Source organism: Crossiella sp. NPDC003009 (genome assembly GCF_053591555.1).
Genome location: NZ_JBSFUA010000023.1, coordinates 29182 through 46173, shown reverse-complemented (window position 1 = coordinate 46173; position 16992 = coordinate 29182). Strand labels below are relative to the sequence as shown.

At 68.0% G+C, this 16992-nt stretch carries 16 protein-coding genes and 3 pseudogenes; 9 read left to right on the top strand and 10 right to left on the bottom strand.

The window, feature by feature from the left end:
* Positions 1-1056 (bottom strand): L-erythro-3,5-diaminohexanoate dehydrogenase, encoded by a 1056-nt coding sequence (kdd, locus tag ACWDY5_RS23380; RefSeq protein WP_449724296.1) that lies wholly within the window; start codon positions 1054-1056, stop codon positions 1-3.
* Positions 1057-1135: 79 nt separating this feature from the next.
* Here kdd and ACWDY5_RS23375 point away from each other — a divergent pair, with 79 nt between their 5' ends.
* On the top strand, positions 1136-2539 hold the full coding sequence (locus tag ACWDY5_RS23375; protein WP_449724295.1) for a KamA family radical SAM protein: 1404 nt from the start codon (positions 1136-1138) through the stop codon (positions 2537-2539).
* A gap of 387 nt (positions 2540-2926) precedes the next feature.
* Positions 2927-3073 (top strand): annotated as a pseudogene (locus ACWDY5_RS23370) (GNAT family N-acetyltransferase); the annotation flags it as partial.
* Positions 3074-3328: 255 nt separating this feature from the next.
* Here ACWDY5_RS23370 and ACWDY5_RS23365 read toward each other — a convergent pair.
* On the bottom strand, positions 3329-3721 hold the full coding sequence (locus tag ACWDY5_RS23365; RefSeq protein WP_449724294.1) for a hypothetical protein: 393 nt from the start codon (positions 3719-3721) through the stop codon (positions 3329-3331).
* Positions 3722-4028: 307 nt separating this feature from the next.
* On the opposite strand from ACWDY5_RS23365, the pseudogene ACWDY5_RS23360 reads away from it, so the two are divergent.
* Both ACWDY5_RS23360 and ACWDY5_RS23355 read left to right on the top strand, forming a co-directional pair.
* A pseudogene (locus ACWDY5_RS23360) lies at positions 4029-4256 on the top strand (hypothetical protein); the annotation flags it as partial.
* Positions 4208-4768 carry a hypothetical protein gene (locus ACWDY5_RS23355; RefSeq protein WP_449724293.1) on the top strand — a complete coding sequence of 187 codons (561 nt, stop codon included), beginning with the start codon at positions 4208-4210 and terminating at the stop codon, positions 4766-4768. The pseudogene ACWDY5_RS23360 and the gene ACWDY5_RS23355, both read left to right, overlap by 49 nt.
* On the opposite strand, the gene ACWDY5_RS23350 is transcribed toward ACWDY5_RS23355, so the two are convergent.
* A complete protein-coding gene (locus ACWDY5_RS23350) occupies positions 4654-4911 on the bottom strand; it encodes a cyclic nucleotide-binding domain-containing protein (protein WP_449724292.1) in 258 nt (85 codons plus the stop codon). The two genes, ACWDY5_RS23355 and ACWDY5_RS23350, sit on opposite strands and share 115 nt — an antisense overlap.
* Here ACWDY5_RS23350 and ACWDY5_RS23345 point away from each other — a divergent pair.
* From ACWDY5_RS23345 to ACWDY5_RS23335, 3 genes and pseudogenes are all read left to right on the top strand, one after another.
* Positions 4832-5287, top strand: a pseudogene (locus tag ACWDY5_RS23345) (helix-turn-helix domain-containing protein); the annotation flags it as partial. The gene ACWDY5_RS23350 and the pseudogene ACWDY5_RS23345 overlap by 80 nt on opposite strands.
* Before the next feature lie 25 nt (positions 5288-5312).
* Positions 5313-5450 (top strand): hypothetical protein, encoded by a 138-nt coding sequence (locus ACWDY5_RS23340; protein ID WP_449724369.1) that lies wholly within the window; start codon positions 5313-5315, stop codon positions 5448-5450.
* A 144-nt stretch (positions 5451-5594) separates the two neighbouring features.
* A complete protein-coding gene (locus ACWDY5_RS23335; RefSeq protein WP_449724291.1) occupies positions 5595-5759 on the top strand; it encodes a hypothetical protein in 165 nt (54 codons plus the stop codon).
* A gap of 264 nt (positions 5760-6023) precedes the next feature.
* Here the strand turns inward: ACWDY5_RS23335 and ACWDY5_RS23330 are convergent, their stop codons facing one another.
* Entirely contained in the window at positions 6024-6857 is an 834-nt protein-coding gene (locus ACWDY5_RS23330; protein ID WP_449724290.1) for a class I SAM-dependent methyltransferase, read from the bottom strand.
* Positions 6858-6926: 69 nt separating this feature from the next.
* On the opposite strand from ACWDY5_RS23330, the gene ACWDY5_RS23325 reads away from it, so the two are divergent.
* Complete coding sequence (locus ACWDY5_RS23325; protein WP_449724289.1) at positions 6927-7571, top strand: TetR/AcrR family transcriptional regulator; 645 nt, start codon at positions 6927-6929, stop codon at positions 7569-7571.
* A gap of 244 nt (positions 7572-7815) precedes the next feature.
* Positions 7816-8169 (top strand): NPCBM/NEW2 domain-containing protein, encoded by a 354-nt coding sequence (locus tag ACWDY5_RS23320; RefSeq protein ID WP_449724288.1) that lies wholly within the window; start codon positions 7816-7818, stop codon positions 8167-8169.
* A 138-nt stretch (positions 8170-8307) separates the two neighbouring features.
* On the opposite strand, the gene ACWDY5_RS23315 is transcribed toward ACWDY5_RS23320, so the two are convergent.
* From ACWDY5_RS23315 to ACWDY5_RS23290, 6 genes are all read right to left on the bottom strand, one after another.
* Positions 8308-9117, bottom strand: coding sequence for a dienelactone hydrolase family protein (locus ACWDY5_RS23315; protein ID WP_449724287.1), 810 nt, complete (start codon positions 9115-9117; stop codon positions 8308-8310).
* A 149-nt stretch (positions 9118-9266) separates the two neighbouring features.
* Positions 9267-12206 carry a glycosyl hydrolase 115 family protein gene (locus ACWDY5_RS23310; RefSeq protein ID WP_449724286.1) on the bottom strand — a complete coding sequence of 980 codons (2940 nt, stop codon included), beginning with the start codon at positions 12204-12206 and terminating at the stop codon, positions 9267-9269.
* Positions 12207-12283: 77 nt separating this feature from the next.
* Positions 12284-12949: a polysaccharide deacetylase family protein gene (locus ACWDY5_RS23305; protein WP_449724285.1), complete on the bottom strand. Its 666-nt coding sequence runs from the start codon at positions 12947-12949 to the stop codon at positions 12284-12286.
* 111 nt (positions 12950-13060) lie between these two features.
* Positions 13061-13828, bottom strand: coding sequence for a GDSL-type esterase/lipase family protein (locus tag ACWDY5_RS23300; RefSeq protein ID WP_449724284.1), 768 nt, complete (start codon positions 13826-13828; stop codon positions 13061-13063).
* A gap of 123 nt (positions 13829-13951) precedes the next feature.
* Entirely contained in the window at positions 13952-15295 is a 1344-nt protein-coding gene (locus tag ACWDY5_RS23295) for an SGNH/GDSL hydrolase family protein (RefSeq protein ID WP_449724283.1), read from the bottom strand.
* Positions 15296-15366: 71 nt separating this feature from the next.
* On the bottom strand, positions 15367-16407 hold the full coding sequence (locus ACWDY5_RS23290; RefSeq protein ID WP_449724282.1) for a rhamnogalacturonan acetylesterase: 1041 nt from the start codon (positions 16405-16407) through the stop codon (positions 15367-15369).
* Between the last annotated feature and the right edge of the window lie 585 nt (positions 16408-16992).

Below are 16992 nucleotides of genomic sequence, written 5' to 3'. Positions count from 1 at the left end.
TCACACCGGCGAAGTCTGCCGTTCGCGGGCCTCGAACATCGCCCGGACCCCCGGCTCGGCGCGCAGCAGGTCGAGTGCGAACTCCGCGTGCCCCGGCACGTACCCGTTGCCGACCAGCATCTCCACGTCCGCGGCCAGGCCCTCCGCGCCCAGCGCGGCCGCGCTGAAGGAGGTGGCCATGGAGAAGAAGATCACCGTGCCGCCGTCGGCGGTGGCCAGGACCGCGCCGTGCTCGCAGCCGGGCACGTCCACGCAGACCACGGTCACGTCGACCTGCTCGCCGACCGCCGCACCCACCGCGACCGGGTTGCGGGCGTCGGCGATGACCACCTCGTCGGCGATCCCGGCCGCGCGCACCGCCTCGGCCTCGGCCTGGGCCGGCACCAGCGCGACCAGCCGGCCCGCTCCGGCGCGGCGGGCGGCGACCAGGGACAGCGAGCCGGACTTGCCGCCCCCGCCGAGCACGCACACGGTGGCCGGGCGGCCGCGTTCGAGGTTCTTGCGCCGCACGATCCGGTCGGTCAGCGCGGGCGCGCCGCAGACGTCCAGCACGGACAGGGCCAGGTTCTCCGGCAGGTCCGGCGGCAGCACCGCGGCGATCGAGCGGCCGAACAGGATCGCGGTGCCCCGGCACGGCACCTGCTCCCCCGCGCCGTCCCAGTCGGCGAGGCCGTCAGTGATGGTCAGCGGGGTCAGGCTCAGCGAGACCAGCGTGGCCACCCGGTCGCCCGCCCGCAGGCCCAGCGTGGACTCTGGGCCGGCCTCGCGGACGGTGCCCATCAGCATGCCGCCGGAGCCGGTGACCGGGTTCTGCATCTTGCCGCGCTCGGCCACGATGGCCAGCACCGCGGCCCGCAGCTCAGCGGCGGTGGGGTGGGTCTCGCGCAGCTGGCGGTAGGAGGCGGCGTCCAGGTTCAGCCGCTCGACGTCGATGACCACCTCGTCCGCCCCCGGCGTGGCCGAGGCGTCCAGCCGCCACGCCTGCTGCGGCAGCACCCCGGCGGGCTCGATCACGCGGTGCAGACCGTACGGCGACGAACCAACACGCTCCGTCACACCCACCTCCGAAAGATTTACGTCAGGCTTGCGCTCTGGCAGCATATCTTTACGTCTTCTTGAGGGCGAGGAGTAGTTTATGACTGCGGTTCACGACCTGGCGTCCGTCTCCGAGGCGCTGGAACACGCTGCTCGGCAGCCGTACACCTATGTCCGGAAGGAGCTGGTCGAGCCCGACTGGCGACGCTTCCCAGGATGGCGCGAGGTGACCGAGGCGCAGTGGCGGGACGCGCAGTGGCAGCGGGTGAACTGCGTGAAGAACGCCAAGCAGCTGCGCAAGGTGATGGGCGAACTGCTCACCGAGTCCTTCTACGAGGACCTGGACGCCGATCAGCAGCGGATGGCGACCATGTCGATGCTCATCCCGCCGCAGATGGTGAACACCATGGTCCCCGAGGGCGCGGCCGCGGGCGAGGAGTTCACCAAGGCCTTCCTGGCCGACCCGGTGCGCAACTACATGATGCCGGTGGCCAGCGACCGCCTGCTGGAGTGGACCAGTCACCCGCACTCGTCCCGGGACTCCCTGCACGAGGCGGAGATGTGGGTCGTCGAGGGGCTGACCCACCGCTACCCCACCAAGGTGCTCGCGGAGATGCTGTCCACCTGTCCGCAGTACTGCGGCCACTGCACCCGCATGGACCTGGTCGGCAACTCAACCCCGTTGGTGGACAAGCACAAGCTGTCCCTCAAACCGGTCGACCGCCAGGACCAGATGATCGACTACCTCAAGCGCACCCCGGGCGTGCGCGACGTGGTGGTCAGCGGCGGCGACGTGGCCAACGTGCCGTGGCCGCAACTGGAGTCCTTCCTGATGCGCCTGCTGGAGATCGCCACCGTGCGCGACATCCGCCTGGCCACCAAGGCCCTGGCCGGTCTCCCCCAGCACTGGCTCCAGCCCAAGGTCGTCGAAGGCCTGGAACGCGTGGCCCGCACCGCCCGCCGCCGCGGCGTCAACCTGGCCATCCACACCCACGTCAACCACGCCCAGTCAGTCACCCCCCTGGTCGCCGAAGCCGCCCGCACCGCCATGGAGGTCGGCGTCCGCGACGTCCGCAACCAGGGCGTCCTCATGCGCGGCGTGAACGCGACCCCGGACGCCTTGCTGGACCTGTGTTTCGCGTTGCAGGGCGAGGCGAACATCCTGCCGTACTACTTCTACATGTGCGACATGATCCCCAACGCCGAGCACTGGCGGGTCGCGGTGTGGGAGGCGCAGGAGCTACAGCACGCGATCATGGGGTATCTGCCCGGGTATGCCACGCCGCGGATCGTGTGCGATGTGCCGTATGTCGGGAAGCGGTGGGTACACCAGGTGTCGGAGTACGACCGGGAGCGCGGAATCTCGTACTGGACAAAGAACTACCGGACCGGGATCGAGCTGGAAGACCCCGAGGCGCTGGACCGGCGGTACCCGTACTACGACCCGATCACCTCGCTGCCGGAGACCGGGCGGCAGTGGTGGAGCGAGCACCAGAACGACTAAACAACCCGTTCCGGCCCGTTCCGACCTGTTCTGCGACAAGCCGCGGAAGCGCTCATTTACGCTGTTCAGACCCTATAGGGACGCGATTGGTCTCGACGTTTCAGGACACACAGCGGACACAAAAATAGACCAATCGTCGAACGCGCTACCTGAACCTCAACAAGCTGTCGGCGCATCACCGGCGCGTGAGCTGATCAGCACAGGACGGCCCCTCCGGCACCGCCGGAGGGGCATTCGCAACTCCAGGCCACCCCATCACCCATGCAGGCGAGCAGACCACCAGCAGCTAATCCGACTGCCGCTGAGGCGTCATCCGTTCTGACCTGCTGTCATTCGCCAACCCGGCTTCACCCTGGCTCGTATGACGCAGCCGGATCGTGGTCCGCCGACGACCGCACCGGCGAGATCGTCGACGGCTACCGCATGCTGCCGCCGGAGCGTGCGAAGGAAGCCGGTCGCCTCTACAGCGACGGCGAGGTCGACCTCAGCAGCCTCAAGGACCTCAGGCCCAGCATCGTCGAGACCGGGCGCTCGACGCGGACTTCGGGGTCGCCGATATCTTCTTCCTGCTCGGCATGGACCACGTGGACCAGCGCTACCTCAAATTCTTCTTGGGGAGACACATGAGTCACGCCTGGATGCCCACATCGCCCTGTGGTGACGGGTGTCGGCGGCAGGGCCGGGCAAGGTCCGGCAGGTCTGGCGCGCGGTCGCGGCCAACTCGGTGCAGCCCATCCGGCTCGTTGGCCAAGAAGGACATCAAGAGCTTGAACGTCGTGAATGAGGCATTCATGACGTTGTCGGGTCCTCGCCGTCGGTGATGCGCTTGAAGCGGCCGCCTATCGTGCCTGGGCTGAGCCGGCGGTCGAACTCAAGTATTTCCCCGATCTTGAACCGGGCGGTGAGGATCGCCTCGCTGGTCTCGTCCGTTTCGGCGGTGTAGACGGTCTTGTTGTTCTCGCGCGACCAGGTGCCGTAGAGGTAGCGGTTGAACCGGATCTCCACCTGGTGCACGCCAGTGAACCGGTACGTGAAGCGGTGGACATCGAAACCGGTGCTCCAGGTTTCCCAGAGGAGCCAGCCGGTGCCGTCCGGCCGGAAAGCGACCGTCCCACACTCGGTGGAGGTGTCCTCGACGTCCTCCTCGGACCAGGTCCCGTGAAGCTTCACGACCCCGATCATGCCAGGCTCCGCTTTGCATGAATGTCGCATTCACGACGTTGGGAGCCTGTTGCGCTTGTGAAGGGGCCGGCAAGCAAGATCATCTAATTCCGGCGAGCTCCGGAGAGTTGAATGCTCGACCGATGGATCGCTGGCGGCGCAGCGCGGCTGCCGGCGATCCCTCAGGTCGATCACGAGTGCCGTCCGCGACTACGACTCGGTGGGGCGTTTCGGCGGTGAGGAATTCGTGGTTCTGTTCGGCTGACAACCGGTCGGCCGAGGCCACCGGGAGGCGCACGCTCCTCGCCCCCGCAAGTTCGGCCGCAACGCGACCTGGGAGGAGTACCCGTTCGCGTCGTCGTACGAGGGTGGTGGTGCCGGTGCTAGCCTCACGCTCTCGCCGGGGCTCGATCAACTCCAGTCACGGCGACGAGCTGAAGCAGTTCTACGCGAGGAACAATCTCAAGGACGGCGACAGGTACGCCGTGCAAGCCAAGTGAGGTTCACGTGCTCGAAGACTCCATCGGTGCGCTCTGGCGGGAAGCAGCGCGGCTGAACCGGCCGGTGGTTCGTGACCGCAGCGCGGGAGTCGATGTCCAGACGCTGGAGCAGATGTTCGGCGCACCTGTTCCAGCGGACGTCGCCACCTGGTTCGGGTGGGCCGACGGGGTCGAGTTCCGGCCGGAGCAGACCCAGGACGACGCCGCGTTGGTCCCTGGGTACGAGCCGCTGTCCGCAGAAGCGGCGACCGACTTCGTTCGTGAGTTCAACGTCGACGAACCGTTGCTCGGCAGCCACTGGATCCCTCTTCTGGGCACCGGTGGTGGCGACTTCTACGCAGCCGTCTTCGAGCCAGGCGCCGCGCAGTCGCGGGTCGTCAGCTCTATCAACGGTGGGGACACCAGGCTCGCCTTCCTCAGCGTCGAGCAGATGGTGGACACGTTCGTCCGGTGCTACCGGGAGGGCATGTTCTTCATCGGCGAAGAGGGCGTCCTCGACGCTGACGACCATCGGTGGCTGGAACTTGAGCGCGCCGCCGTCAATGGAGCAAACGCATCGACCAGTTGACCCGGTCCGAGCACGGCGAGCAGGCGGCACCGCCGGACACGGTCCGCGCGGCCGATCTTCACCATGCCGGCACCGAGCCCGTGGATCCGATCACCCACGTCACCTTCGGAGTGGATCTGTTGTCCCGGCTCGAAGGTCTCCACGCGTCGTTACTGTGCATCATGTCCCTGGCGCGCCAGAGCCGCCGCAGTCGCGACCCCACGGCCGCGTCCGGTGCGGCCAGCAGGGGTTCCACCACCTTCACCGACACCATGGCATCCCTGGCGAGGAGATCGTGCTGCGCGCGTCAACCGGCTGATTCATCGGACACGCGATGACGTTGCCCGAATGCGTATCCGCGACCGCGACCCAGACACACAGCAAGGTAACGCGCTCGGTCCACTGTGGACACCCGCCGAGCTGGCGGAGTTCCTCAAGGTTCCCGAGAAGACGTTGCGGCGCTGGCGCCGACTGAAGAAGGGACCGACGTGGAGGAAGATCGGAAAGCACGTCCGCTACGAACTGGAGAGCGTTCGAGCGTGGCTGGCTTCGACCCGGAGGAACCGTGGCCAACATCCAGGACCTCTGGTGGCGCCCGAAGAAGGGCCCGGTCACAGGCGCACCTGTGCTGACCAAGGGCGGCAAGCCCGCTCGGGAGAAGACGCCGCAGCACGGCAAGGGCGCCCGGTACCGGGTCCGCTAACTCAACGCCGATGACCGGGTCCAGAACGAGATGTTCGCGAATCGTCCCGTGGCCAGCCAAGAAGCTGCGCGTGCTCCGCAACGGGCTCGGACCGCGTTATCAGGCGGTCGAACTGCTCGGAGCCGGCCTGGGGCTTCGACAAGCATGCTCGCCCAAGGCGTCAGCATCAAGGAACTCGCCGAGTACCTCGGCCACAGCAGCGAGGCCTTCACGCTGAAGACTTACGTGCACCTCATGCCGTCGAGCTACACCCGGGCCCGACTCGCCGCGAACCTGATGTTCCCACCATCGTGCGCACCGGCGGCATGATTGATCCCGCCCTGGTTTGCCCAGCGTCGGTACCGCACTGACTTCGCCAACGACGATGGCCCAACCTGCACCAGACAAGCCCGCCATACCGAGAACGAGCACACCCTTGTGCTGCAACGGGTCCTCCCACTTCCGGTCAGGACACGAAGGACCGGCAAGTTAGGACCAGCTGCACGCGTGAAATCAAGGCCGTCCCGACAGGTGGAGCCGAGCGGTTGTCGCCCCTTTGGACACCGCGCCGTTCGCGGTCGCGTGTGGAATCTTTCAGCACCTGGCGGTGACGATCCACACCCCGCCGGGAATCCGTACGCCCTGCGGTGTCTCGAACTCACCGAGCGCGGCCCGTACCCGGTCGCGCAGATCGGCCGCCGAGTCCGCGTCCACCTCGCGCAGGTTGTGGCGGGTCGGCCCCATCGCGAAGATGAAGTCGGCGGCGTCCCCGGCGTCCGCGCCGAAGCCCATGTCGGCTTGTTCCGGAGTGATGTCGATGTCGCGGAAGCCCGCCGCCGTGAGCACCTCGGTGATGCGTGCCGGATCCAGCAGGGAGCCCATGCCGCGTGCGGCCGGTGACGGCTCGCGCAGGTAGGGGGCGAGCGCCGCGGTCGCTCGGTGGTAGGCGCTGTCGGCCCCGCCGGGCCGGGGGCCGAGGAAGGCCAGTCGCCCGCCGGGCACCAGTGTGTCGCGCAGGTGGCTGAAGGCGGCCACCAGGTCGGCGAAGAACATCACCCCGCCGCGGCTGATGACGACGTCGAAGCTGGCCTTGCCAAACGGGTGGACCTGGGCGTCACCCCGCTCGAAGGTGACGTTGGTGATGTTCTGGGCGGCCGCGTCGCGGCGGGCCCGTTCCAGCATGGGCTCGGACAGGTCGATGCCCAGCGCGTGGCCGCGGTGGGCGCTGCGGGCGGCCAGCCGGGTGGTGAGCCCGGTGCCGCAACCCACGTCCAGGACCGCGTGGTCGGCGGCGATGCCCGCCGCGGCGAACAGCGGCGCGTTGAAGGCTTCCGTCATCGCGTTGTAGCGCTCCGGGTGATCGGCCCAGTGCCGCCCTTCCCAGTCGTTCCACGCCTGCGCCTGCTGCTGGTTGGCGATCACCGTCATGGCGGCTTCCCCTCATCGCTGTAACTAGAGTTTGTCTCTAGAGTTCGACTCTAGAGATAGACTCCAGGCATGACCGATGTCAAGGGCTCCCGAGCGGACCGGGCCAGCCAGACGCGGCGCCGGATCATCGCGGCAGCCACCGAGTTGTTCCTCGCCAACGGCTATGGCGCGACCACTCTCCAGCAGGTCGCCGACCGGGCGGGCGTGGCCGTCCAGACCATCTATTTCACCTTCCGCAACAAGCCCACGCTGCTCAAGGAACTCCTCGACGTGACCATCGCGGGCGACGACCAGCCGCTGGCGACCATGGACCGGCCCTGGTTCGCCGAGGTGGTCAACGCGCCCGACGCTCGCAGCGGCCTCACCGCGCTAGTGACCGGCACCCACGCCGTTCTCCAGCGCGTCGCCGCCGTCTCCGAGATGGTCCGCACCGCGGCCTCCGCGCACCCCGAACTACGCGATCTGTGGCCCGGCCGCGAGGACCCGCGCTACACCGTGCACACCACAGCCGCCAAGGCTCTGCTGGACAAACCCGGCGCCCGCGCCGGCCTGACCGAGCAGCAGACGGCGGACGTCCTCTACGCCCTGCTCAGCCCGGAACTGTTTCTCATCCTCACCCGCGACCGGGCCTGGACACCCCAGTCATGGCAACGCTGGGCCATCGACACCCTCGCCGCCCAGCTCCTCACCCCCGATCCACCCCAACCGGCTTGAACCCCCATTGCCGATCCCAGCCAGGACACCAACTCGTGCGCTGCTCCAGCAACGCTCGCGCACTGGCAGCGGCTCGCCCGCTAGCCGGACGCCTCAACGACTCGCCGCCGTACCGGCTTCGGCGTGCACTCCGGTGGCTAGCGCTACCTGCTGACCGCCGACCGCCGCGGACGCCCCGACACTGGCTGGGCCAACGGCGACCGCAGCCGGTTTATCAACCGGTATGTCTGGACTACGGACCGACGTGAGGTCCGCGCCGCCCAAGGGCGCCCACAGCGTTTCCGGCCTGCCGTTCGCCTCGGAGGTCAACAGCTGGGGCCCGGTGGAACGCGACCGCAGCAACGGCGAACAGGCAGCCACCGACGGCCGGCCGATCAGCATCGGCGGTGTCCGATACCAGACCGGCCTGGGCGTGCACGCCGCCTCGTCCGTGCGGATCTATCTCGGCGCCGCCTGCTCCGTGTTCTCCGCGCAGGCCGGCGTGGACGACGAGACGGACGGCCGCGGCCACCATCACCCGCTGACCACGTGGCCTCACGGTGACCGACAGCGCGAGCATCGCCATGCGCACGGTCGCGCTCGGCGAGACGGGCAATGAGTGAGTGGTGGCGGTGTCGTTCATCGCCACCACCTCGCTGCGCGCATGTGCCCGGCCATCACGCGACCGACGACCTCTCTGTCCACTGTGGATGTGGCCGGCTTCTCCACGCCCTGAGTGACGTTGCGCGCCCAGGCATCATCCTCGTACCGGGTTCGTCGTGGGGGTCGGCCCGCCAGGCAAAAGCGGGCAGGTGCTCTGGTAGCCGCTGATGCCGGTCGGGTCCAGCTGCGGGCACAGGAACTGGGTGTAGCGGGTGTCGTTGTCGAGGAAGATCTTGAACCAGGGCACGACCTTGCGCATCATCACCGAGTTCGGCGTCCGGCTGGGGAAGCCGTGACCGGCGCCGGTGAGCTCGGCGTACGCCTTCTTCACCGGTGCCGGGATCCGGTTGTAGAAGTTCTTGACGTAGGACGGCGTGACCGTCGTGTCCCGCTGCCCCGCCATCAGCAGGCTGGGCACCCGCAGGGTGGTCATGTTCGTTGAGAAGATGGCCGGGGCCAGCCCGATCGCAGCCTTCAGCGAAGGCCGTCGCGACGCCGCGGACATCGCCCCGCCGCCACCCATGGAGTGGCCGATCACCGCTGTGCGGTTCGGGTCGACGCGATTGCGCACCGGGCTGCGCTTGGTCAGGTAGTCCATCGCGGACAACAGCTGGGACCCGCGGGCGGTGTCCCCGTCGGCGGGGTTGGCCGCCTCGAACCCGATCACGACGAACCCGTGTGAGGCCAGCCCCGGCCCCGTCCATGCCAGAGCCGCCCACGAGCCGTTGTAGCCGGGGATGAACGCGATCGCGCCGAACGTGCCCGCGGTGGTGACGCTCCCGTGGGTCGGGTCCGGACCTCGCTGGTATGGGTTCTCGGCGGCCCGCGACAGGCCTGGCTGGTGTGGAGTGCCAGCGGCCGTGGCCGAGCCCGCCCCGGCCACGAGCACCACGAGACCCACCACGAACGCCAGCCACCTCAACGCGCGGGTCTTCGCCCACCCGGCTTGCACGTCGATTCAGTGCACAGGGAACTACCTCCGGATACTTGACTGCCACGGCGGCCTGCTGACGCCGCTGACTTGCTGGGACCGCGACCCGGGTCGCGGTGTTCCTAGCGGGCTTCGCGGTCGGTCGCCCCTGGGTGGTAGCTCTCCGGTGGGGCGAGGTAGGTGGCGGGCAGGCCGCCGGTGTTCACCACGATCTGGTCCACCACCATGGCGGGATCCACCATCAGCAGGCGCAGCACATGCTCGCCCGGTGTGTGGACCGTCAGCGAGCCAGTGAGCTTCTCCACCCCCTCGGTGACGTTGCGCGCCCAGACGTCATCCCACCTGCCGGTGGCGATGGCCTGACCCGACAGCACCACGGCGGGACCGTCGTCGAGGGCGATGGCAAGCCGTCGCTGTCCGCGCGCGTCCAGCGAGGGCAGGCGGAACACCGTCACCGGGAACGTGCCCGCGGTGGCGAACTGGATCCGGTAGGACAGCTCCGGCGAGCGGGTGGCCAGGTCCTCGGTGATGGGCGCGGCGGTCGAGGGCACGGCCTCCATCGCGGCCTGCCGCCTGCCCAGCCCGGCCACCGCACGCCAGTCCGCGCCACCACGCGGCACCCGGCGGTGGAAGTGCGCCGCGTCGATGGAGACATAGCCGTGGGCCTCGACAAAACCCGTTGCGCGCCTGCGGGCCGGCTCACCGTCGTTGCTGACGCGCAGTGGCACGGACACGCTCTTCCCGGCTCCGGTGAAGGTCACCGTCGCCTCGTGCCTGCCAAGGGGTGCCCGCTGCCAGTCGATGGAGACCCACACACGAACCTGGTCGGTCACGGTGCCGGAGGTCGAGCTCACCCGCACCCACGAATGACTTGTCGTTGCCCGCCAGGCAAATGGACGGAAGCCGGTGTTGAAGACGTCGACAAAACGGCGGTCGCGCGGATAGGAGGAGAACGACAGCGGCCGGGCGGCCCCGGTCTCGTTGCCCTCGGCGGCCACACCCAGCCCCGAGGTCTGCTGCGGCGTCTTCCGGACCACGGCTGGGCGGCCCGGCGCCTTCGGGATCTGTGAGGGATAAGGATTGACCACGCCGTTCCACTTGCCGCCGGCGATCTCGGTGTTGTAGCGCCGGGTGAGCGCCTCCTCTTGGGCGTGCGCGGCCTCGGACAGCTCCGCATACCGGTTCACCCCCGCGCCCCGGCCCTGCCGGGAAGCCAGCGCGTTGCAGTCCGCCCAGTAGTACTTGAGGTTCATCAGGTAGGCGCCGTGCACCGGATACTCGACCAGCTCGAAGAAAGCGTCCCGGTAGGCAGCGGGCAGCTGGCGGCCCAGCGCCCGCGTCCGCGCCAGCAGCGCCTCGTAAGCGGCCATCCGCCCGCCCGCCTCATCGCCGTGGTGCACCAGCGAGATCGAGCCCTGGTCGACGAACTCCGGGCGGCGCTCGGCGGCCAGCCGGGTGAACTCGGTGCGGATGGCGGCGATCTCCCTGCCGTGCCGCTGCCCGAACTGCCTGCCCGCCCACTCGACGAGGAACTCCTCGACGTTGCCCGCGCCCCACCGGTTGATGTCCCAGGCCAGGTCCATGCAGAAGGACAGACCGGACTCCTGCGACTTGATGTCACCGACGTTGATCACCCACAGGCGGTCCACCCGGTGCTCGTGGGCACGGCGCAGCTCCTGCCAGATCTTGCTCAGCTGGGTGGTGTCCAGCCACAGGTAGCTCTTCGGGGTGCCCCAGTAGGAGATGTGGTAGTAGAGCCCGTTGCCGCCCGGGCGCCGCTGCTCCTCGCCGGTGGGCATCTGCCGCATGTTGCCGTGGTTGTCATCCGGCCAGACCAGGGTGATGTCCTCCGGCACCCGCACACCGGCGTTGTAGAGGTCCAAGACCTCCTTGTAGGGAATGAAGATCTGCGGGGCAGCGGCGGCGCCGACCTCCTCGGCCAGGATGCGGCGCTGGTCGGTGATGATCCGGTTCATCACCGCGACCTTCTCCGGCACCGTCTTCGCGTAGCGGGTCTGGAACCCGGAGTCGTGCAGGCCCCGCATGCCGATGGTCCAGCTGCTCTCGAACGCGGCGTTCTCCCTGGCGCGGGCCCGCCAGTACTCGGCGATCACGCCGGGGTTGACCGTGTAGTCGTACTCCGGCAGGCTGCCGTCGGGGTTGCGGTGCGCCTGCGCCCACGGCTCCCACTCGTGCACCCCGTTGCGCAGCAACGCTTCCGGATGGCTAGAACCGACCACGATCCCGTACTCATCAGCGAGCCGGACGCTGTCGCGGTGCTTGTTGAAATGGTCGGTGTAGGGGTGCATGGCAGGCCACAGGTAGTTGGCCTTCAACCGCAGCAACAACTCGAAGACCTTCTTGTAGGTCTCCGGGCCGATGTTCTTGTCCCGTTCCTGCATCCGGTTGGACCAGGTGGTCAGGTTCTGCTCGTCGTTGATGAAGATGCCCCGGTAGCGCACCGACGGCTCCCGGCGCTTGAGCGGCCCAGCCGGGACCCGCACCGTGGCGCGGCGTTCCACCGGCACGTCGGCCCACCAGTGCCACGGCGAGACCCCGATCCGCTCGGAGGTGTCGTAGATGCCGTAGACCGTGCCGCGCCGGTCACTGCCGGCGATCACCAGCGCCTGGGCCACGCCGGGCAGCGGGCGCTGCACCACCTGGGTCACCGAGGCCTCCCACCGGCCCGCCACCTCCGCAACGTCCAGCCTGCCCTCGGCTATCAAGCGGTCGATGACCGGACTGGCGCCGATGGTGCCGATCAGCACCGCGGTCCCGGACAACCCCGAGGTGGTGCGCTGCAGGCGTGGCCGCACACCGCTGACCCTGGCCAGGTCGGCGGCCAGGTCGCCCGCGGCTCGGGCCACGGCCGGGTCGTCCGCCTGGTCCACGAACAGGTCCACCGCGGCGCCGCCCTGAACGAGAGTAAGCCCGTCCTCGGCAACCCCGTCCTGCTCGGGCGCCGCCACCGCGATTCCCGGTAGCAGCGGGGCGACCCCGGCGATCGCCATACCGCGCAACAACGACCTGCGCGTCCAGCCGTTTGATTCGATATTCGACACGGAACTAGACCTTCCTGCACAACGCCAATGGGAAGACGTGCTGCGACGGCCTCCGACGGCCGCCCAAGGTTTCGCGGTCAGCTCGGTGCGACAGCGCGGCCGGTCTGCGGAGAGATCATGCCCGCGCAGAGGCCGCGGCTGGCCAGCAACTGCGCGATGCGTGGGACCGCGGCGACCGTGTTGGGTGGCCCATCGTGCATCAGGATGACCTGGCCGTTGGTGAGTTTGCTGTGGGCCTGCACGATCCGGTCGACGCTGACGCCGCTCCAGTCTCCTGTGGTGACGTCCCAGATGATCTCCCGCAGACCGTGCTTGGCCGCGATGGACTTGATCGTCGAGTTGGTGGTGCCGAACGGCGGGCGGAACAGCTTCGGCGTGCCGCCACCGGCGGCGGCGATGGCCTGCTGGGTGCGGGAGATCTCCGAGTCGATCTGCGCTTTGCTGAGCTGGTTCATGCGCGGATGTGTGTAGCTGTGGTTGCCGATCCACATTCCGGCGCCGGCCTCGGCCTTGACCAGGGCGGGGTAGGCGGCGGCGTATCGGCCTTCGTTGAACATCGTGGCCCGCAGCCCGTTCTGTTTGAGGGCGTTGAGCAGGGCCGGGGTGTTGCTGGTCGGGCCGTCGTCGAAGGTGAGCCCGACGTACCCCTTGCCGCAGGCGGCGGCGTGCGAAGGGCTCGCGCTGATGACACTTGTGGCGGCCACCACGGCAGCGGCCAGTCCGATGACGAGGAGAGGTTGCATGTTTCCCGTCCTTCGATCTCAGGAGAACTTGACTGTCAGTTCACGGTTTCCGAGCACGGGCACGCTTACCAGGCCAGGCCCGGTTCACTTCGGCATCACGAAGCTCGGGGCTCACCTGAGAATCGCGGCGAGCCGGGTGGCGATCTTCTGATGGCCGCCGTCGTTGGGGTGGGTGCCGTCCGCGGTGTCGGTGGCCGGGTTGATCCAGCCCTCGGTGCTGATGTACCTGACCTTGCTGTCACCCGCGTTGTTGCGGGCGGTGACGGCCGCCTTCGTCTCGTTGACGTACCACTTCTTGAACGTCTCCATCGCGTAGATGCCTGCGTTCGGGTACTTGGCCCGGATCCGTTGCAGCAGCGTGCTGTACGCGGTCTGGAACTGCGAGCTGGGCACGTTGTGCCCCAGGTCGTTGGTGCCGAGGTTGATCACTACGTCGCTGGCCTGGTAGCGGGAGAAGTCCCAGTCCGGCGTGGTGGTGCTCAGACCGGTCTTGAGGTACCGGTCCCGCATACCGACGAACTCGATGATCCGGGACGGCACGCTCGGCACTATGGTGTGCGCCCCGGAGTCCGGGATCACGCCCTGGAACACCGGATCACCGCGGTACGAGCCGGACACCTGACGGTAGGACAGTCGCAGCGTGTGGGTACCCGAGGGCAGCCGGTTCGGTGTCAGGTTCACCGTGCCCTTGACGTTCTTGTACGACACCCAGGCACCGCCGTCGATGCTGGCGTACAGGTCGACGCCGTTGCGCTGCCGGAGTTTCACCGTGGTACCGGTGAAGCCGACCACCGCGTAGGCACCAGCCCACCCCGGCACGGCCACCATCGCCAGCGCCACAATGAGTGCGACGGCTATGGCCTTGATGCTGAATCGCATGATCTACCTCCTTTTCTCCGGTCGCACTTGTCCCCCACGCACCGGCACCAGCGGAACGTCGCGGTCAGACCGTTCGCGGGCCGGGACAACACGGGTCGTGATCTTGAAGTTGCCAAGTCATGGTCAGGGCAGTGCTGCAGTGAGCACCGGGACGTAGAAGTTGATTCCGGCGAGGTTCGGATGTGTGCCGGTGCCACCGGTTCCCGGGTAACCGTTGACCAGGCCGTTGAACGTGTACGCCACCCGATGGCCGTCATTGCGGGTGTCCAAAGTGGAGTTTCCGAAGACGTCTGCGACCGCGACGCCCCACTTGGCACAGATCTGCAGCGTGACCGAGCGGATCGCGAGCTGCGTGTTCCAGTCGCGGGAGCCCAGCTTGTGGACGGTGACATGGACGATCCGCGCGGCCGGCCACCTGGTCCGCATGGTCTGGATCGTGGTCTCCAGCGAGCCCGCGTAGGTGGACCTGTCGAACGTGGCGGGGTCGAAGCCCGGCGCCATCGTGCCGACCCGGTACCGGTTGTCGTGGATGAGCTCGGCGTCGTTGGTGCCGCCGTTGAACACCGCGTAGTCGGGTGCCTGCGCGGTGGCGTTCCGCACCTGCGTGAGGATCTGCTTGCTGCCGGGGCCGATCGCCGCGCCGTTCACGGCGTACTTGGTCAGGTTCATGAGTTCGCGTTCGGCCGCGAGGTTCACGAAGCTGCGTGCGTAGGTGTGGCCGTGGACGACGCTGTCGCCGAACGCGTACACCGTCTTGCCCTTCAGCCGTCCGCTCGCGGCGTTGGCCGGCACGGTGAGGCGGACGTTGTCGATGGACTGCACGCCGGTTCCGTAGTAGTTGGCGGCGACGAACTTCGCGAGGTTCGTCCCGGTCACACCCGCCGTCCCGGAGGCCATGACCGTTGCCGCGGTCTCCTTGGTGGCGATCAGGTACTGCACTCGCCGCAGTGCGAAGTCGAGGTGCAGGTTCACCGTGTACCACTTGGCGCGGTCGTAGGCGATCCTGGTCCAGGTAGGGTTGAGCGCGTCCGGTGCGGACGCCGAGTCGGACACCGGGCCGGTCAGGCCGTACCGGAGTTCGGTGCCGGTGCCGGCGAGCGCGAACACGAGATTGCCCTGACTGTCACGCAACTCGATGCCGGTCCTCTGTCCATTGCCGGCGGCCGCGGTCTTCCAGTCGAACGTCAGGTCGAGGGTTCGTTCCCCCACGACGGCCGCACCGAACGCCTTGACCGAGGTGGTGTAGTTGCCCATTCCCTTGGTGACGTTCAGGACTCCGCCGGTCACCACTGCTCCGGTGGGAAACCCGAAGTTCGCCGGGCTCGTCTGGGTGCTGAACGTCTCGTCGATGAGAACGCCGGCCGCGGCCTCCGCCGTGGGGACGGTGAGGGCGGCCGTCACCGTCACGAGGGCGGCGACGGCCGTGGACCGGAAAAATCGGCGGGTCCGCCGTTGGCCGACGTGCATGGGGGTTCCCTTCGAGCAGGTAAGCGAGGTGACTGCGAGTTCGTCTGTTGTGGACGGTCCAACGGTCTGGTTCAGCGGAGGTAGCCGGCCAGCGGCAGGTTCAGCTCGCGAACGCCCTGCACGACGAGGTTGGCCATCTCCGCGCCGCCGTGCGCGGAGAAGTGGGTGTTGTCGCCGGTTTCCCTGGTGAGGAACAGCGCCTGGGAGGCCGACGGACCCATCGACTCCACCAGTGCCTTGCTCTTGCCGGTCAGGTCGATGACCGGAACGTTGGCGCTGCGGCCGAGCGCCCGGATCACGGCAGGCAGGTCCACGCCCCTGCTGTTGACGTGCAACGCGGTGGGGGTGAGCGTGGTGCCGTTGAAGAGCCTGCGCACCGGCGGCGTCAGCAGCACCGCAACGCCGCCGCGCTCGCGCACACCGTTGACCAGGCGGGTGAGGTTGTCGCGGAAGGCGGTCGCGGTGGTCTGCTTGTCGTTGTGCCCGAACTGGATGAGCACCAGGTCTTTACTCTTGATCAGTGGCTTCATCGCCGGGAACAGCGCGCGGTTGGACAGGAAGCTGCCGGAGCTTTCCCCGGAGTCGCCGTAGTTGGCGATCACGGCGCCTTCGCGGACCCGTGCCGGCAGGTGCTGGCCCCAGCCGGTGTAGGGCGCGGTGGGCTGGTCGCAGGTGGTCGAGTCACCGGCGAGGTAGACCGCCAGCGGGGCCCTGGCCGGTGTGACGGTGAGCGCGCCGATCGCGGGAGCGCTGCCGCTGAAGGTGATCTGCAGGCCGGGGGTGCCGTTGCCGCCCTGTCCGGTGGGCTGGCCCTCGGGATTGCGGAGGTTGACCGTGGCCGTGGTGCGGACGATCTGGCCCGCGGTGGTGGAGACGGCGTTGAGGACCTGCCTGCGTGCTTCCACCGACATGGAGGTGTTGGCGGCCTTGGTGGTGCTGCCGAGTTCCACGGTGACGTCGTAGTTGCCTGGCGCGAGGCTGAAACTGCACTTGATGGGCGCGGTGCCCGAGCACTGTGGTGGCAACGCCATCGGCGCGGCCGTGGCGGGAACGGGGGCCAGCACGGCCAGGTTCACCGCGGCGGTGAGGAGCGCGAAACGGGTGCGGGACACGGGTTCTCCTGTCAGACGTCGAGGAAGCCGTGCACCGATCAGCAGGTTGCGCTGGGAGAACCATCAGAAGTGCCGGTCATGGCAAACCCTTCCGCGGCTGTGCTGCTTCGTGATCGCTTGGTGCAGGTTTGACTGAGCGGCCTGCTCTGTGCAACGAGTGCCAGACGCGGTCATCCGATCTCCTTTGATCGCGTGCAGCGAGACGCAGGGGTGATACCGCACTGTGAACGTGCACAGTCGTTCCGTGCCACTCACTTCTCCGATGAAAGCGTATTCCTACCACAGTTTCAAGAGCAGGTAGGCCGAATTCTGTGAACGTGCACAGTCCGGCGCCTGACCGCTGCGCCCCGACTCGCGGACACCGATGGCCTATCGAGAAACACCGTTGGCGGCCAGACAATTGTCCCTTGTGGACGGTCCGCTGGTCGGCTGACGCGCCGACTGTCGAATCTTTCGTCGAATTCACAGTCGAATCGACGAAACCGGATCACCGCACCAGGTTCGGCGTTGCTCACATTGCTGGAGGAGGCGTCGGAGCGGCGACGGTCACGGGCGACCGTGTCGCCGTAGAGGCTCCAGCGTCGT